The sequence below is a fragment of the Catenulispora sp. MAP12-49 genome (assembly GCF_041262705.1).
In the GTDB taxonomy this organism is placed as follows: Bacteria; Actinomycetota; Actinomycetes; order Streptomycetales; family Catenulisporaceae; genus Catenulispora.
The window spans coordinates 125,682-140,690 of sequence record NZ_JBGCCP010000009.1; the positions used below are offsets into that span (position 1 = coordinate 125,682).

Annotated in this window: 15 protein-coding genes; 9 read left to right on the forward strand and 6 right to left on the reverse strand. The window is 70.7% G+C overall.

Features of this window, described 5'->3' with window-relative positions:
• Window positions 1–27: 27 nt before the first annotated feature.
• Together ABIA35_RS18775 and ABIA35_RS18780 are read left to right on the forward strand one after the other, a co-directional pair.
• The gene (locus ABIA35_RS18775; protein WP_370358728.1) at window positions 28–1,530 is read left to right on the forward strand and encodes an FAD-linked oxidase C-terminal domain-containing protein; all 1,503 of its coding nucleotides are present in this window, start codon (window positions 28–30) and stop codon (window positions 1,528–1,530) included.
• Window positions 1,524–2,780 (forward strand): FAD-binding oxidoreductase, encoded by a 1,257-nt coding sequence (locus ABIA35_RS18780; protein ID WP_370358730.1) that lies wholly within the window; start codon window positions 1,524–1,526, stop codon window positions 2,778–2,780. The genes ABIA35_RS18775 and ABIA35_RS18780 overlap by 7 nt, the downstream gene beginning before the upstream one ends.
• A 66-nt stretch (window positions 2,781–2,846) precedes the next feature.
• Here ABIA35_RS18780 and ABIA35_RS18785 read toward each other — a convergent pair whose 3' ends face one another.
• The 3 genes from ABIA35_RS18785 to ABIA35_RS18795 form a co-directional block, all read right to left on the reverse strand.
• The gene (locus ABIA35_RS18785) at window positions 2,847–3,317 is read right to left on the reverse strand and encodes a DUF6114 domain-containing protein (RefSeq protein ID WP_370344268.1); all 471 of its coding nucleotides are present in this window, start codon (window positions 3,315–3,317) and stop codon (window positions 2,847–2,849) included.
• 3 nt (window positions 3,318–3,320) lie between these two features.
• Window positions 3,321–3,926: a DUF6230 family protein gene (locus ABIA35_RS18790; RefSeq protein WP_370344269.1), complete on the reverse strand. Its 606-nt coding sequence runs from the start codon at window positions 3,924–3,926 to the stop codon at window positions 3,321–3,323.
• Between the two features lie 170 nt (window positions 3,927–4,096).
• Window positions 4,097–4,921, reverse strand: coding sequence for a TetR/AcrR family transcriptional regulator (locus ABIA35_RS18795; RefSeq protein ID WP_370344270.1), 825 nt, complete (start codon window positions 4,919–4,921; stop codon window positions 4,097–4,099).
• A 260-nt stretch (window positions 4,922–5,181) separates the two neighbouring features.
• On the opposite strand from ABIA35_RS18795, the gene ABIA35_RS18800 reads away from it, so the two are divergent.
• The 3 genes from ABIA35_RS18800 to ABIA35_RS18810 all read left to right on the forward strand — a co-directional run bounded on the left by ABIA35_RS18800 (window position 5,182) and on the right by ABIA35_RS18810 (window position 7,450).
• Window positions 5,182–6,060 carry a hypothetical protein gene (locus ABIA35_RS18800; protein WP_370358731.1) on the forward strand — a complete coding sequence of 293 codons (879 nt, stop codon included), beginning with the start codon at window positions 5,182–5,184 and terminating at the stop codon, window positions 6,058–6,060.
• A gap of 7 nt (window positions 6,061–6,067) precedes the next feature.
• Entirely contained in the window at window positions 6,068–6,715 is a 648-nt protein-coding gene (locus ABIA35_RS18805; protein ID WP_370344273.1) for a hypothetical protein, read from the forward strand.
• Between the two features lie 84 nt (window positions 6,716–6,799).
• The gene (locus ABIA35_RS18810) at window positions 6,800–7,450 is read left to right on the forward strand and encodes a hypothetical protein (RefSeq protein ID WP_370358732.1); all 651 of its coding nucleotides are present in this window, start codon (window positions 6,800–6,802) and stop codon (window positions 7,448–7,450) included.
• 158 nt (window positions 7,451–7,608) lie between these two features.
• On the opposite strand, the gene ABIA35_RS18815 is transcribed toward ABIA35_RS18810, so the two are convergent.
• On the reverse strand, window positions 7,609–8,718 hold the full coding sequence (locus ABIA35_RS18815; RefSeq protein WP_370358733.1) for a phosphotransferase family protein: 1,110 nt from the start codon (window positions 8,716–8,718) through the stop codon (window positions 7,609–7,611).
• A 107-nt stretch (window positions 8,719–8,825) separates the two neighbouring features.
• On the opposite strand from ABIA35_RS18815, the gene ABIA35_RS18820 reads away from it, so the two are divergent.
• Window positions 8,826–9,602: an SDR family oxidoreductase gene (locus tag ABIA35_RS18820; protein ID WP_370344276.1), complete on the forward strand. Its 777-nt coding sequence runs from the start codon at window positions 8,826–8,828 to the stop codon at window positions 9,600–9,602.
• 69 nt (window positions 9,603–9,671) lie between these two features.
• Here ABIA35_RS18820 and ABIA35_RS18825 read toward each other — a convergent pair whose 3' ends face one another.
• On the reverse strand, window positions 9,672–10,964 hold the full coding sequence (locus ABIA35_RS18825) for an adenosylmethionine--8-amino-7-oxononanoate transaminase (RefSeq protein ID WP_370344277.1): 1,293 nt from the start codon (window positions 10,962–10,964) through the stop codon (window positions 9,672–9,674).
• 161 nt (window positions 10,965–11,125) lie between these two features.
• Between ABIA35_RS18825 and ABIA35_RS18830 the strand changes: the two genes are divergently transcribed.
• The 3 genes from ABIA35_RS18830 to ABIA35_RS18840 all read left to right on the forward strand — a co-directional run bounded on the left by ABIA35_RS18830 (window position 11,126) and on the right by ABIA35_RS18840 (window position 13,824).
• A complete protein-coding gene (locus ABIA35_RS18830) occupies window positions 11,126–12,358 on the forward strand; it encodes an Ig-like domain-containing protein (RefSeq protein WP_370344278.1) in 1,233 nt (410 codons plus the stop codon).
• 76 nt (window positions 12,359–12,434) lie between these two features.
• Window positions 12,435–13,517, forward strand: coding sequence for an aldo/keto reductase (locus tag ABIA35_RS18835; protein WP_370358826.1), 1,083 nt, complete (start codon window positions 12,435–12,437; stop codon window positions 13,515–13,517).
• Window positions 13,518–13,524: 7 nt separating this feature from the next.
• A complete protein-coding gene (locus tag ABIA35_RS18840; protein WP_370344279.1) occupies window positions 13,525–13,824 on the forward strand; it encodes a DUF2218 domain-containing protein in 300 nt (99 codons plus the stop codon).
• 208 nt (window positions 13,825–14,032) lie between these two features.
• On the opposite strand, the gene ABIA35_RS18845 is transcribed toward ABIA35_RS18840, so the two are convergent.
• Window positions 14,033–14,980 carry a TIGR01777 family oxidoreductase gene (locus ABIA35_RS18845; protein ID WP_370358734.1) on the reverse strand — a complete coding sequence of 316 codons (948 nt, stop codon included), beginning with the start codon at window positions 14,978–14,980 and terminating at the stop codon, window positions 14,033–14,035.
• Window positions 14,981–15,009: the final 29 nt, after the last annotated feature.

The window sequence follows — 15,009 nt, forward strand, 5'->3', positions numbered from 1 at the left end:
GGGGACGGCGGAAAGGGGGCACGTCACATGGGGCGGACAACGCAAACGGATCGGCGGCAGGCGCTGGCCGCGGTGCTCGCGGACGTCACCGCCGAGTGCGGGCCGGCCCTGCGGGTGCTCTCCGGCGAGGCCGAACGCCGAGCGTATGAGACCGACGCGCTCACCGCGCACCGCGTTCTGCCCGGGTTGGTCCTGCTTCCGGCCGACCGCTCCCAGGTGGCGCCGATCGTGCGCGCGTGCGTCCGGCACGGCGTCCCGTACGTCGCCCGCGGCGCCGGCACCGGCCTGTCCGGCGGCGCGCTGCCGGCCGAATCAGGCGTCGTCATCGCGCTGGCGAAGCTCAACCGGATACTTGATGTTGACCCCGACCGGCGGGTCGCGATCGTGGAGCCGGGCGCGACCAACCTGTCCATCAGCGCGGCCGCCGGCCAATACGGGCTCTACTACGCCCCGGACCCCTCCTCCCAGGTGGTGTGCACGATCGGCGGCAACGTCGCGGAGAACTCCGGCGGCGCGCACTGCCTGAAGTACGGCTTCACCTCGCACCACGTGCTCGCCGTGGAGACCGTGCTCCCCGACGGCAGCGTCGCGGTGCTGGGCTCGGACGACATCGAAGCCCCTTGTTACGACGCCCCCGGCTACGACCTGCGCGGCGTGTTCGTGGGCGCCGAGGGGACGTGCGGCGTGGCCACCCGGATCGCGGTCCGGCTGCTGCGCCGGCCCGAGGTGGTCCGCACGCTGGTCGCGGACTTCCCCGACGTGCCCTCGGCCTGCGAGACGGTCAGCGCGGTCATCGCCGCCGGCATCGTGCCGGCCGCCATCGAGATGATGGACAACCTGGCCATCCGGGCCTGCGAGGACGCGGTGCACGCCGGCTACGACCGGGAGGCGGCGGCCTCGCTCATCATCGAGCTCGACGGCCCGGCCGAGGAGTGCGCCGAGCAGTTCGAGCATGTCAGCGCCCTGTGCTCGCAGCACGCCTGCACCCGGCTGCGGATCGCCGCGGACGACGCCGAGCGCGCCGCCATCTGGGCCGGCCGCAAGGCCGCGTTCGCCGCGATGGGCCGGCTCTCGCCGGAGTTCCTGCTGCAGGACGGCGTCGTGCCCCGCACCCGGCTGGCCGAGGCGCTGGCCGGCATCGCGGACCTGTCGGCGGCGGCGGGGTTGCGTGTTGCCAATGTCTTCCACGCCGGCGATGGAAACCTGCATCCGCTCGTTCTGTACCGGGCGGCCGACGGCCAGGGACCGGCCGCCGAGACCCTCGCCGCGGACATCGCAGAACTCTGTGTCGCCCTCGGCGGCTCGCTGTCCGGCGAGCACGGGATCGGCGTGGACAAGGCCTGCTCGATGCCCAAGATGTTCTCCCCCGCGGACCTGACGGCGATGGACCGTCTGCGCGCCGCGTTCGACCCGTCAGGGCTGTGCAACCCCGGAAAGGTGTTCCCGACTCCCGCGCTGTGCGGCGAGGCCAGGGCCGGGGCCTATCAGCCGCACCCGCTCGAAGAGACCGGAAAGATCCAGAGATGGTAGCCGCCTCCTCCTCCGCTTCCAACGCCGACGGCGGCTCGTCCGCGGCCCCGGGCACGTCGGCCGACGGCGCCGCCGCCGCGCCCGAACCGCCGACGGGCCCGCGCTCGATCACCCCGACGACGCTGAAGGACCTGCGCGACGCCGTCTCCACGGTCGGCGCGGTCCTGATACGGGGTACCGGGACGGCCACCACCTGGGGCGCCCCGGTGCGCGACGCGCGCACCACGGTGTCGCTGGCCGGCATGGACCGCGTCCTGGACCACCGCCCGGCCGACATGACGGTGCACGTCCAGGGCGGGATCCGGCTGGACGTGCTGCAGGCCGAGCTGGCCGCGCGCGGCCAGTGGCTGCCGTACGACCCGGCGCGCTCGGAGGCCACCATCGGCGGCCTGCTGGCCACGGGCGACGCCGGCCCGCGCCGGCTGGCCTACGGCTCGCTGCGCGAGCTGGTGATCGGCGCGACGATGGTCTTCCCGGACGGCGCGATCGCCAAGAGCGGCGGGCACGTCATCAAGAACGTGGCCGGCTACGACCTGGCGAAGCTGTGCCACGGCTCGCTGGGCACCCTCGGCGTCGTGGCCGAACTCGTCCTGCGCGTCCATCCGCTGCCGCAGACCTCCCGCACCGTCATGGTGCGCGACGTGAACACCGCCCTGGCCCAGAAGCTCACCTGGGCCCTGAACCGCTCGGCGATCGAGCCGACGGCCGTGGAGTGGTGCGAACCCGAGCAGGTCCTGGCGGTCCGCTTCGACGGAACCGCCGACGGCGCCGCCGCGCGCGCCGCGGCGGCCCGCTCGATGCTCACCGGCAGCCTGGCCGAACTCGACGCCGGCGAGGCGCACAGCTTCTGGGAATCGCACGCGGCACGGGTCGTCGCAGAACCCGGAGACACCGTCCTGCGAGCCGCCACCCGCCCGGGCATCGACCCCGGCCTGGTCGGCTCCCTGTCAGCATTCGCGGACCGCGCGGGCGTCAAGGCACTGCTCACCTGCAGCCCGGCCACCGGCGCCTACACGGTCCGCATCACCGGCGCCGACGCCAAGGCCCACGCCGAGCTGGTGAAGAACTGGCGCACCTCGGTCGAGGCCGTCGGCGGCTTCGTGATGCTGCGCCGCCGCCGCCCCGGCGTCGACGCGATGGTGGAGTCCTGGGGCCGCGCACCGGGCAGCGTCGAGGTGATGCGGCGGGTGAAGGGGAACTTCGATCCGGAGAACCGGTTCGCCCCGGGCCGTTTCGCGCCCTGGTTCTGAGAGTTCTGAGAATTCCGGTTCTGAGAGCTCCGAGAGTTCCGACCGGTCACCACCCCGCGCCCGGCGTCAGGAGATCGGCAGCCCCTCGGTCTGGTTCTCGCTCTCCCGTGCCGGTTCCTGCTCGTCGGCCGGCGTCTCGGTCCAGCCGAACGCCAGGGAGGCGCCGGTCATGGACAGCAGCATGCCGATCAGGAAGCCGCCGAGGTTGCTGGTCATCCAGCTGGCGATGGCGAACAGCAGTGAGAGGACCGAGTAGAAGGTGCGGTGCATCGGGTCGAAGATCAGGCTCAGTCCGAGGACGACCAGCAGGACCGGGACCGCGTAGCCGGCCATGCCGTACAGGCCCATGTGGATGCTGACCTTCATGGCCGTGTGGTAGAGCGAGAGCATCTCGCCGCCGCCGAGGGCCACCAGCAGGCCGCCCCAGAAGGGCCGGGTGCGGCGCCAGTGCCGGAAGGCACGGCGCGCCCCGCCGTCCTCCTCGGGGGCCGGGGCCTCCGGGAGGAGGAGGGGCGCGCCTTCTTCGTGCTCTGTCACCGTTCAGCAGCCCTTGCTCTGGAAGGTCATGCTGAGGTTCGGCAGCGAGAACGTCGAAGCCGTGGACGCGTAGTTGTCCTGACGGACGTCCGTGATGTCCACCGTGTCGGCCTGCTGCGCGAAGGTGTACGCGTGGCCTTCGATGCTGGGCACCTCGGTCAGGTTGCTGGCGTCCCGGCCGATCTGGATGTTGGTGAACGTGGCGTTGCCGCTCAGGTCCGTGCCGTCCAGCACCAGGTTGGTCGCGTGCACCGGCGTGGATCCGGTGCCGGCGCGGATCACCAGGTTGACGCCGACCAGGTTCACGCTCTGGCACAGGTTGTAGACCTTGGCATCGCCGATCACCGAGGTCATCACCACGGCCTGGCCGTTGGAGCTCTTCAGCCAGGGGTTGCCGGGCAGCGCGGAGTCCAGGTTGCCGTACTGCTGGAAGTTCGACCCGGTCAGGTGGTCCGCGGTCACCACGAAGGGCATCCCGGAGATCGCGAACTGCACACCCAGGGCGCCCTGTGCGGTGAGCACCACGAGCGCACCGGTGGCGGCCATCGCGGCCATCCCCGGTATCGCGGCGCGGCGGTAACGGACTTTGCCTTCGCGTTTCGTCGCCATTCGGCTCCTTTCCGTTCCTGTCACCAGGCGCAAATGGTGCCGGCGCGAACGCCTGGACGAGAAGTGAACCAGCACCGGCACGGCTGGAATGTGACATGAGTCACCCACGAGGTGACTGACGGGTAACATACTCTCAGGGTTTTGAATCGGTCAACCGTTCGGGCCCTGATTCACTCGTCGCCGACACCGGGCTCGGCCTGCGCCGGGGCGCACGGCGCCACCGATCGGGGATGGTCGGCCGAGGCGGCGAAGGAGGCCTTCGCGGCGATCTCGGGGCCGGCGAAGGGCGCCACGACGAAATACACCAGAGCGGGCAACAGGGCCGGAAGCTCCGCCGAGCGGCCCTCGGCGATGTACCGGTAGAGCGTGCCGTAGGCGCCGGCCACGACGGAGTTCACCACCTCGCCGCGGTCCACGCCCTCCGGCGTGGCCGGGGCCAGGGCGAAGAAGGCCTCGAAGGCGTGCAGCTGCTCCGAGCGCGCCCGGCGCCCCTCGGGCCCGACCGCGTCGATCTCCACGATCGCCGCCGTGGCGAAGGCCGGCACGCTGGCCAGCACGTCCAGCAGCACGGCCAGCACCGCGCAGGTGGCCCTGGTCCAGGTCTCGATGTCCGCCGGGGACTGCGGCAGCGGGCACAGCCCGTCGCCCTCGCCGGCCTCGCTCTCGTCGGTCTGCTCCAGGAAAGCGTGCCGCAGCATCGCGAACAGCACATCGGTGCCGTGCCGGTAGGCGGCCAGAAACGCGCCCTGTTTGCTCTCGAAGTGCTCGTAGAACGCCGGCCTGGTCACGCCGGAGACCCGGCAGATGTCGCTGACCGAGGCGTTGGCGTAGCCGCGTTCGGCGACCGTGCGCACCAGGCCGTCGTACAGCCGGTCGCGCTGGGTGGCCGCCACCTGCTCGCGCGGCACCCGGCTGGGGCCGCGCTTGATCGCCCGCTGCGGATCACGCGGGGAGCGCGCGCCGGGCAGCGGCGCCAGAACGGGTGAAACAGGCATCTTCTCCCCTGGGGACTTGACTGGCGAACCTCACGGAGTTACAAACTCCACGGGTTTTGTTACCGGCCGGTATCAGAGCGTGATCTGCATCGGATCATCGAGAACCCGTGCACGAACGAGTTCTTCGATCTTTTCTGTCTCCACCGGCGTCACCGTCGACGCAGTCCCCGCTCATCTGACATCCCCGCTGACGAGGGAGCGTGAACATGGCTGTCCCAGGCCTGTTCCACCGGTTCAGAAAACGTACACTCACCGCGGTCGTGGGCACATTGGCCCTGGTCGCGACAGTCGCCTCGCCGTCCGCGGCGGCGAGCGGGCAACCAACGGGTCCGTATACGGGCATGGGCACGTGCCCCACTTCCAGCACGCAGATGCAGGACCCGAACCAGGCCGTCGTGGGCTGCACGGTGGCCACGATAGGCGGCGGCGGGTTCACCGTGGGTTCCACCCAGGTGAACTTCAGCTCACCCATGACCGTCTCCTTCGGGGTCACCTGGGCCAAGGGCGGCCCGACGGTCACCTTCCCGGACAAGAGCACCGCCGAGCTGTTCTCCACCGTCAGTCCGACCGACGGCAAGGAGTTGCAGTCCAGCCCGCTGGACGTGCCGATCCCGGGCCTGTCCAACTTCTGGCCCGGCGTCACCAGCGCGATCGTGCTGATCGAGCCGGCCGGCCCGATCACGAACTTCGCGCCGCTGTCGGCCGGGGAGAACTATCCCATCTTCCAGCTGCCGATCAAGCTGCACCTGCTCAACGCGTTCCTCGGCCTGAGCTGCTACATCGGCTCCGACAGCGCGCCGATCGTGCTGAGCCCGACGGCCGGGACCACGAGCCCGCCGCCGCCGAACCAGCCGGTCAAGGGCAGCACCGGGACGATCTCGATCGGCCGGGACCCCAACGGTTTCGGGGACACGGTCGTCGGCTTCGCCAACGCCACGCTGAACGACAACGCGCTGCCGGTTCCCGGCGCCAACGGCTGCGGCCTGTTCGGCAGCGCCGACTGGATAGTGAACCTGCTGTTCGGCCTGCCCTCGGCGGCCGGGCACAACGCGATCACGCTGTCCTCGGTCACCACCGACCTCGCGGTCGACTCCAGTGACAGCGATCTGATCAACGCCATCAACGCCACACGAAAGTGAGTCCGTCGTGCGAACCCGTACCCTCGCCCTGACCGCTGCGGCCGCCCTCGGCCTCGTCCTGGGCGCGGCCGGCCAGGCCGGAGCATCCACCGGCGGCGTGCTGACCGTCGGCAGCGCCGGCGGCACCGACGTGAACGTCGGCGACACTCTCAGCGGCGCCATCAACAGCGACTTCGTGTTCACCACCAGCAGCGGCACCATCGACTGCAGCACCGGCCAGTTCACCGCCGGGGTCACCGCGAACCCGGCCGTCGGCGGGAACGCCACCGAGTCCATCAGCCAGCTGCACGCCGACCCGGCGAACTGCACCACCACGGTCAGCGGCACGATCGGCGTGGTGAGCGTGGAGATCAACGGCGCGGCCACCGGCACCGTCGTGGGCGGCGCCGGCCCGACGCTGAAGGTCACCGGCCTGGACGAGCAGGTCACCCTGTCCTCGTTCCTGGGGAACGTCACGTGCGACTACGGGACCACGGGCTCGGTCACCGAGATCGACGGCAGCCTGTCGAACACCACGAACGCGATCTCCTTCGCCACCCAGAACGTCAACCTGATCAGCGGCTCCGGGCTGTGCCCGAGCAGCGGCACGTTCCAGGGCGGCGTGGGTCCGGTACTGGACACCACGCAGAGCAGCCAGGCGACCTTCGTCAACTGACCAGCCCTGCCATCGACACCATCGCCGCCATCACCGGCATCACCACCATCAACGCCATCACCGCCACGAGAAAGTGAGTCCCTCATGCGAACCCGTACTCTCGCCCTGACCGCCGTGGCCACCGTCGGCCTCGTGCTCGGCGCGGCCGGCCAGGCCGGCGCCGCCACCGGCGGCGTGCTGACCGTCGGCAGCGCCGGCGGCACCAACGTGAACGTCAACGACATCGTCAAGGGCGCGATCAACAGCGACTTCGTCTTCACCACCAGCAGCGGCGTCATCGACTGCAGCACCGGCCAGTTCACCGCCAAGGTCACCGCCAACCCGAACAAGGGCGCCGGCAACGCGGTGGAATCCATCACCCAGCTGCACGCCGACCCCGCGAACTGCACCACCACGGTCGTCGGCACGTTCAGCGTGGTGAGCGTGGAGATCAACGGCCCGGCCACCGGCAACGTGGTGGACGGCACCAGCCCGAAGCTGAAGGTCACCAGCCTGGACGAGCAGGTCACGCTGGCCTCGTTCCTGGGCAACGTCACCTGTGACTACGGGACCACCGGCTCGGTCACCGAGATCGACGGCAGCCTGTCCAACACCACCAACGCGATCAGCTTCGCCACCCAGAACGTCAACCTGATCAGCGGCTCCGGGCTGTGCCCGAGCAGCGGCACGTTCAAGGGCGGCGTGGGTCCGGTGCTGGACACCACGCAGAGCAGCAAGAAGGTCTTCGTGAACTAACCGTGACCACTGAACGTGACGAACGGGCGGTAGACCCAATACGCTGAACTGCCCCACAAGCGGAGGGGCCCGGTCGGGCTCCGGGCTCCTCCGCTTCTTTTGTGTGACGCCTTGCGGCTTGTTTTGTGTGACGCCTAGCGGGTTCTTTTGTGTGACGCCTAGCGGGTCCGGTCCAGATAGCGACGGCCGGCCTCGACCAGAGCCGGCACCGCCGCCCCGGCGCGCTCGAAGCCCTCGCCGAGGGTCAGGCCGCGCTCGTGGCGGTAGTGGATGCCCTCCAGGATCACCGCGAGCTTGTAGTGGCTGAAGGCGATGTACCAGTCGAGGTCGTCGACGATCAGCCCGGTCGCGCCCTGATAGCGGTCGACGATCTCGCGGCTGCTGGGAAAGCCCTCGTGGTTGGTCAGGCCGCCGCCGGCCGCGGCGAGGATGTCCTTCGAGGGGTGGCCGGGTTCCTCCCAGTAGGTGAGCAACAGGCCCAGATCCGCCAGGGGATCGCCCAGCGTGGACATCTCCCAGTCGAAGACCGCGGCCACCGAGGCCGGTTCGCCGGCCGGTCCCGCACCGGCCTGCCCTTCGCCAAGCGGCCCTTCGCCGGCCGCCGGCAGCCGCATCATCACGTTGTCCAGCCGGTAGTCGCCGTGCAGGATCGTCGAACGCTGAGTCACCGGCACCGCCGCGCGCAGGCCGTCGCCGAGCTCGAACAGACCCCTGATCTCACGGCTCTGCGACGCCGCGTACTGCCGGTCCCAGCGGTCCAGCTGCCGGTGCAGATACCCCTCCGGCCTCCCGAAATCGGCCAGCCCCACCTTCTCGGGATCCACGCTGTGCAGCGCGGCGAGCACGTCGACCAGACTCTCCCCCGCCGACCGCCGCTGCGCCACGGTCAGCGCCGCGCACTGGGCCCGCGTCCGCAGCACCTCGCCCTGGACCTTCTCCATGAGGTAGAACGGCGCGCCGATCACGTCCGGGTCCTCGCACAGCACGTACGCCCGCGCCACCGGCACGGTCCCGCGCAGCGCGGAGATCACGCGGTATTCGCGGCGCATGTCGTGCGCCGTGGGCAGCACATGCCCCAGCGGCGGCCGGCGCAGGACCCAGGTCCGGCCGCCGGCGTCCCGGAGCTCGTAGGTGAGATTGGAAAGACCGCCGGCGATCAGCTCGGCGGTCAGCGGGGGCTCGGCCCCCACCTGCGGGACGGCGGCCAGGAAGTCGGCGACGGCGGCCGGGTCGAGCCCGGCCGAAGCGGGCGCGGCGGGGTCTGTCACCCTTTGAAAGGTATGGCCTATCGTTCGGTCGCGAAAGAGCGAGGTCTTTCGAGATGTCGCAAGATTCTCGAGATGTCGCAGGACTGCGGCAGGTGAGGAGCACCGGCATGGACATCCGACTCGACGGCAGGGTCGCCCTGGTGACCGGCGGGTCCCGCGGTATCGGCCAGGCCATCGCGGCCACCTACGCGGCGTGCGGCGCCCAGGTGGTGATCAGCTCCCGCAAGCTCGACGGCCTGGAGCGCGCCGCCGAGGAGATCCGCGCCCAGGTGCCCGACGCGCAGGTGGTGCCGTTCGCGGCCCACGCCGGCGACCCGCAGGCCGCGCACGACTGCGTGAAGTTCGCCGTCGACACCTTCGGCACCCTGGACATCCTGGTCAACAACGCGGCCACCAACCCGCACTTCGGCAACGTGATCGACGTCGACGTCCCGCGCTTCGACAAGACCGTCGAGGTCAACCTGCGCGGCCCCCTGATCTGGACCCAGGAGGCCTGGCGCCAGGCGATGAACCCCGAGGCCGAACACCCCGGCGGCAGCGTGATCAACCTGTCCTCGGTCAGCGGCCTGCAGTTCAACGACCCCCTGGGCGTCTACGGCACCACCAAGGCGGCCCTGATCCACCAGACCAAGCACCTGGCGGGCGAACTGGCCCCGGCGGTCCGCGTGAACGCGATCGCCCCCGGCCTGGTGAAGACGGAGTTCGCGCGCATGCTCTGGGAGGGCGCCGAGCCCGACACGAAGTACCCGTGGGCGCTGGAGCGGCTCGGCGAGCCGCAGGACATCGCGAACGCGGCGCTGTTCCTGGCCAGCGACCTGGCTTCGTGGATCACCGGCGAGGTGCTGGTGGTGGACGGCGGGGCGATGATCAAGGGCGGGATCTGAGGCTGGCTTAGGATCTGCGGCTGCCTGAGGATCTGAGGCCGCCTGAGGATCTGAGGCTGCCTTTCACCGCTACGCCCCCGAAGCGCGCGCCGCGGCGACCAACCCCGCGGCGATGCGCTCGACGTCCTCCTCGGGCGTCACATACGGCGGCATCACGTACAGCAGCTTGCCGAACGGCCGGATCCACACTCCTTCATCCATCGCGGCCTTCGTCGCGGTGCGCATGTCGGTCGGCTGCTCCATCTCGATGACGCCGATCGCGCCGAGCACCCGCACGTCCGCGACCCCGGGCAGCTCGCGCGCCGCGTCCAGGTGCGTGGTCAGCTGCTTCTCGATCCCCGCCACCTGCGTGCGCCACGCGCCGCCCTCGAGCAGCAGGCCGGTCGAGGCGTAGGCGACCGCGCACGCCAGCGGGTTGGCCATGAACGTCGGGCCGTGCATCAGCACCGGGGCCTCGCCGCTGGAGATGCCGTGGGCCACGCGGCTGGTGCACAGCACCGCGGCCAGCGTCATGTATCCGCCGGTCAACGCCTTGCCGACGGTCATGATGTCGGGGCTGACGCCGGCGTGGTCCGCGGCGAACAGCTCGCCGGTGCGGCCGAATCCGGTGGCGATCTCGTCGAGGACCAGCAGCAGGCCGTGCTCGTCGCAGAGCGCGCGCAGGACCTTGAGGACTTCGGGGTCGTAGAAGTACATGCCCCCGGCGCCCTGCACGACCGGCTCGACGATGATCGCGGCGAGCGTGCCGGCGTGCCGGGCGGCCAGGTCCGCCAGGTGCGCGGCGTACTCCTCGGTGAGGGTGGCCGGCGGGCGGTCGGCGAAGACGTGCTCCGGCAGGACGTCCGCCCACAGCTGGTGCATGCTGCCGGCCGGGTCGGTGACGGCCATCGCGCCGAAGGTGTCGCCGTGGTAGCCGCCGCGCACGGTCATCAGGCGGGTGCGCGAGGCGTGGCCCTGGGAGCGCTGGTACTGCAGGCACATCTTGATAGCGACCTCGACCGAGACCGAGCCGGAGTCGGCGAAGAACACGTGCTCCAGGCCGGCCGGGGCCATGCCGGTCAGGCGCTCGGCGAGGCGGACTGCCGGGGCATGGGTGAGGCCGCCGAACATCACGTGCGCCATGGTGTCGAGCTGGTCGCGCACCGCCTGGTCCAGCACCGGGTTCCGGTAGCCGTGGATCGCCGACCACCAGGAGGCCATGCCGTCGATGAGTTCGCGGCCGTCGGCCAGGCGGATGCGGACGCCGTCGGCGGAGACCACCGGGAAGGGCTCGACCGCTGAGGGCATCGGGGCGTAGGGGTGCCAGACCTTGTCGCGGTCGGCGGCGGCCAATTCGGGGGTCCAGAGTTGTGCGTCGCTCACCCAGGAATGAAACCACTTACGCCGACCCGTCTCCCACCCCCGCCCGTCAAGGAGACGCTATGCGTCGCTCTTCAAACTTCTGGGGGACAACTCGGTGTGTCTTCCGCCGTTCGGCTCATCGATCGGCATATATGAGAAGGAAGCGGCGCACATGTATCGGTATGCACCGCTCATCCGCCACGAACCTGGAGAAGACCAGAGTGCGCACCGGGACCCCGCGCCACCCCCGCCGGACTCTCGGCGTCGCCGCCGTCGCCACGCTGATCGGCGGCGCGGCCCTCGGCTCGGCCGCAATGCCGGGCTCCGCCCACGCCACCGTGCAGCCGGTGGCCACACCGATTCCGCTGACCAGCGTGCCGACCGACGGCGCCACCGGCATCCGCACCGAGGTGCCGGTGAGCGTCACGGCGCAGTCCGGGGAGCAGTTGGCCTCGGTCACGCTGGCCGCGCCCGACGGCGCGACCGTGCCGGGTTCGCTGAACCCGCAGGGCACGGTGTGGACCGCGGACGACCATCTGCGGACCCACACCAAGTACACGATCACCGCCGTCGGCGTCTCCGAGAACGGCAACCAGGTGACGCGGACCTCGTCGTTCACCACCTTCGCGCCCTCGGCCGACAGCACGCTGAAGTTCCAGACCACCGAGCCGCAGAACGGCGACCTGGTCGGCGTCGGCATGCCGATCCTGGTGCAGTTCACGCGCTCGGTCACCGACCGCGCGGCGGTGGAGAAGGCACTGGTCGTGCAGACCGACCCGCCGCAGGCGGGGCACTGGAGCTGGCTGTCGGACGCCCGGCTGGACTGGCGCCCGGAGAGCTACTGGCAGCCGGGCACCAAGGTCCGGGTGTCGCTGAACCTGGACGGCGTGCCGGCCGGCGCCGACCAGTACGGCGGGACGGACACGTCCTTCGCCTTCAACGTCGGCCGCAAGCAGGTGTCGGTGGTGGACCTGTCCAAGCACGAGATGACGGTCTACCAGAACGGCAACACCGTCCGGACGATGCCGGTGACCGGCGGCAAGCCGGGCGACGACACCTGGGGCGGGACGATGGCGGTCATCGACAAGGCCTCCGACGTGCACATGACGTCGCGCTCGGTCGGCTTCGGCGACGCCTACGACATCCCGGACGTGCGGTGGGCGATCCACCTGACGTATTCGGGCACGTACATCCACGCGGCTCCCTGGTCGGTCGGCTCGCAGGGGTACGCGAACGTCAGCCACGGGTGCGTCGGCCTGTCGACGGACCGCGCGGCGTGGCTGTTCTCCAACACCCTGCCCGGAGACCTGGTGCAGGTGGTGAACTCACCGAAGACGGTCTCGCCGGGCAACGGCTACGGCGACTGGATGGAGAGCTGGAACCAGTGGCTCAGCGGGAGCGCGGTGAAGGTCTAGGCCCTCACCGCGGGCCCGCGGCCCGCCGCGCTTGACCTGGAGTCGACTCCAGGTCGTAGCGTCGGCCGACATGACGATGAACTACCGCGTCCTCGGTGCCACCGGCATCGAAGTGAGCACCTACGCCCTGGGCACCATGATGTTCGGCGCGATCGGCAACCCCGACCACGCCGACGGCGAGCGCATCATCCACGCCGCGCTGGACGCCGGGATCAACTTCGTCGACACCGCGGACATGTACTCCACCGGGGAGTCCGAGGAGATCGTCGGCAAGGCCCTGAAGGGCCGGCGCGACGACGTCGTGCTGGCCACCAAGGTCCACTTCTCGCTGGACGGCGAGCGCAACCACGGCGGCAACTCCCGGCGCTACATCACCGGCGCCGTCGAGGACAGCCTGCGCCGTCTGCAGACGGAGTGGATCGACCTGTACCAGATCCACCGCCCGGACCCGAAGACGGACATCGAGGAGACCCTCGGTGTCCTGACCGACCTGGTCCGCGCCGGCAAGATCCGGGCCTTCGGCAGCTCCACCTTCCCGGCCGAGCAGACCGTCGAGGCCTGGCACGTCGCCGAGCGCCGCGGCCTGATGAAGTTCCGCACGGAGCAGCCGCCGTACTCGATCCTGTCGCGCGAGATCGAGGGCTCGATCCTGCCCACCGCCCAGCGCCTGAACATGGGCGTCCTCACTTGGAGCCCGCTGGCCTGGGGCTTCCTGAGCGGCAAGTACCGCCGCGGCACCGGCGTCGACCTGACCACCGGCCGCGCCGCCCTGCGCGCCGACCGCTTCGACCCGGCCCTGCCGGCCAACGCCCCGAAGTACGACGCGGTCGAGAAACTCTTCACCCTGGCCGAAGACCTCGGCGTCTCCCTCCCCCAACTGGCCACCGCCTTCCCCCTGGCGCACCCGGCAGTGACCTCGGTGATCATCGGCCCGCGCACCATGGAACAACTGGAGTCCTCCCTCGCCGGCCAGGACCTGGCCCTGGACGACGCGACCCTGGACCGCATCGACGAGATCGTCCCCCCGGGCACCGACCTGGTCTGGGCCGCCGAGGGCGGCGGCTGGATGCCCCCGGCCCTGAGCCAACCGGCGCTCCGCCGCCGCACCACCGACGACCGCGCCGCGGCTACCCCCGAGGCAGAGGCACCGAAGGAATAATCACAGCATGATCGAATCCGTCGCGAACGTCCCCACCGACCGCCCCGAGCGCTACCTGAAGCAACTCATCTCCCACCTCGGGAACACGATCGACGCCGAGCAGTCCGAGGACGGCCACACCGGCACCCTCATCTTCAGCCACGGCAACTGCGCCCTGACAGCCGAACCCGGCACCCTGCGCATGACCGCGCGCGCCGAGGACGCCGAGCGCCTCGCGGCGGTGGAGGACGTGGTCGCGCGGCACCTGGTGCGGTTCGGGGAGAAGGACGCGCTGGTTGTGCAGTGGTCGGCGGCGGCGGAGGTGTAGGTGGCGGTGCGGGGGTAGGTGCCGGCGCCGGGGTAGGTGGCGGCGCGGATGTAGGTGGCGGCGCTGGCGCGGGGGTAGGTGCCGGTGCCCGCGCCGGGTGGCCATCGGTGACCGGGCATGCTGATGCGCTTTGATGAGCGCTCGGTGTGCTCGGCCGCAGTGTTTTCGGGGCGGCGCGCAAGAGGACTGGCCTCGCGAGCGGCAAGAATCAGCGCCCGCGGCCGGCCCGCACCCGCCGCACCAGGTCGCGGGCCGCGTCGTTCCAGTCGGTGTGGGCGAAGTGGAAGCCGGCGTCGGGCAGGCGGGCTGCGATCACGCGGCGGCTCTTGAGCAGCAGCTCGGTGTCGGAGCGCAGGGCGTAGGCGCCGAGGGTGGCCATCGTGCGGGTCGCCGGTAGGCCGATGGGCATGTGCCAGGCGTGGCGGAGGGTGCGGGCGAAATCGCGCTGGGGCAAGGGGTTGGGGGCTGCGAGGTTGATCGGGCCTTCGTGTTCTTCGTGGGTGATGAGGTGGGTCAGGGCGGCGGTGAAGTCGTGGTCGTGGATCCAGGACACGTACTGGCGGCCGCCGGCGACCGGGCCGCCGAGGCCGAGGCGGGTCAGCCAGGACAGGTAGTCGAAGATGCCGCCGCGGTCCGGGCTCATCACCATCGCCGAGCGCAGGGCCACCTTGCGGGTGTGCGGGGTGTCGGCCTGCGCCTGCTCGCGCTCCCAGTTCTTCGCGATCTCGACGCTGTACGCCCAGTACTCCGGCACGCCGGGCTCGGTGCCGCCGATGAGGCCGTGCTCGTCGTTCGGCGGGCCGAAGGTGTGGGCGTAGATGGTCGCGGTGCTCGCCTGGAGCCATACGCGCGGCGGGCGCTCGGCCCGGGCGATGGCCTCGCCGACCGCGCGGGTCGACAGCACCCGCGAGTCCATCATGTCCCGCAGGTTCTCGGGCGTGTAGCGGCAGCTGACGCTGCGTCCCGCCAGGTTCAGCACTACGTCGCACCCGTCGAGCTCCGCCGCCCACGCCCCCAGCGTCCGGCCGTCCCAGCGCACCTGGTTCGGGCGCGAGGGATTCCGGCTCAGGACTACGACCGAGTGTCCGGCCGCCGTGAACGCACGCTCTGCCACCGCGCCGACGTGGCCGGTTCCGCCGGGGATCACGATCTTCATTTCGCGCCGCCCTCTCGTTTAAGCGATCG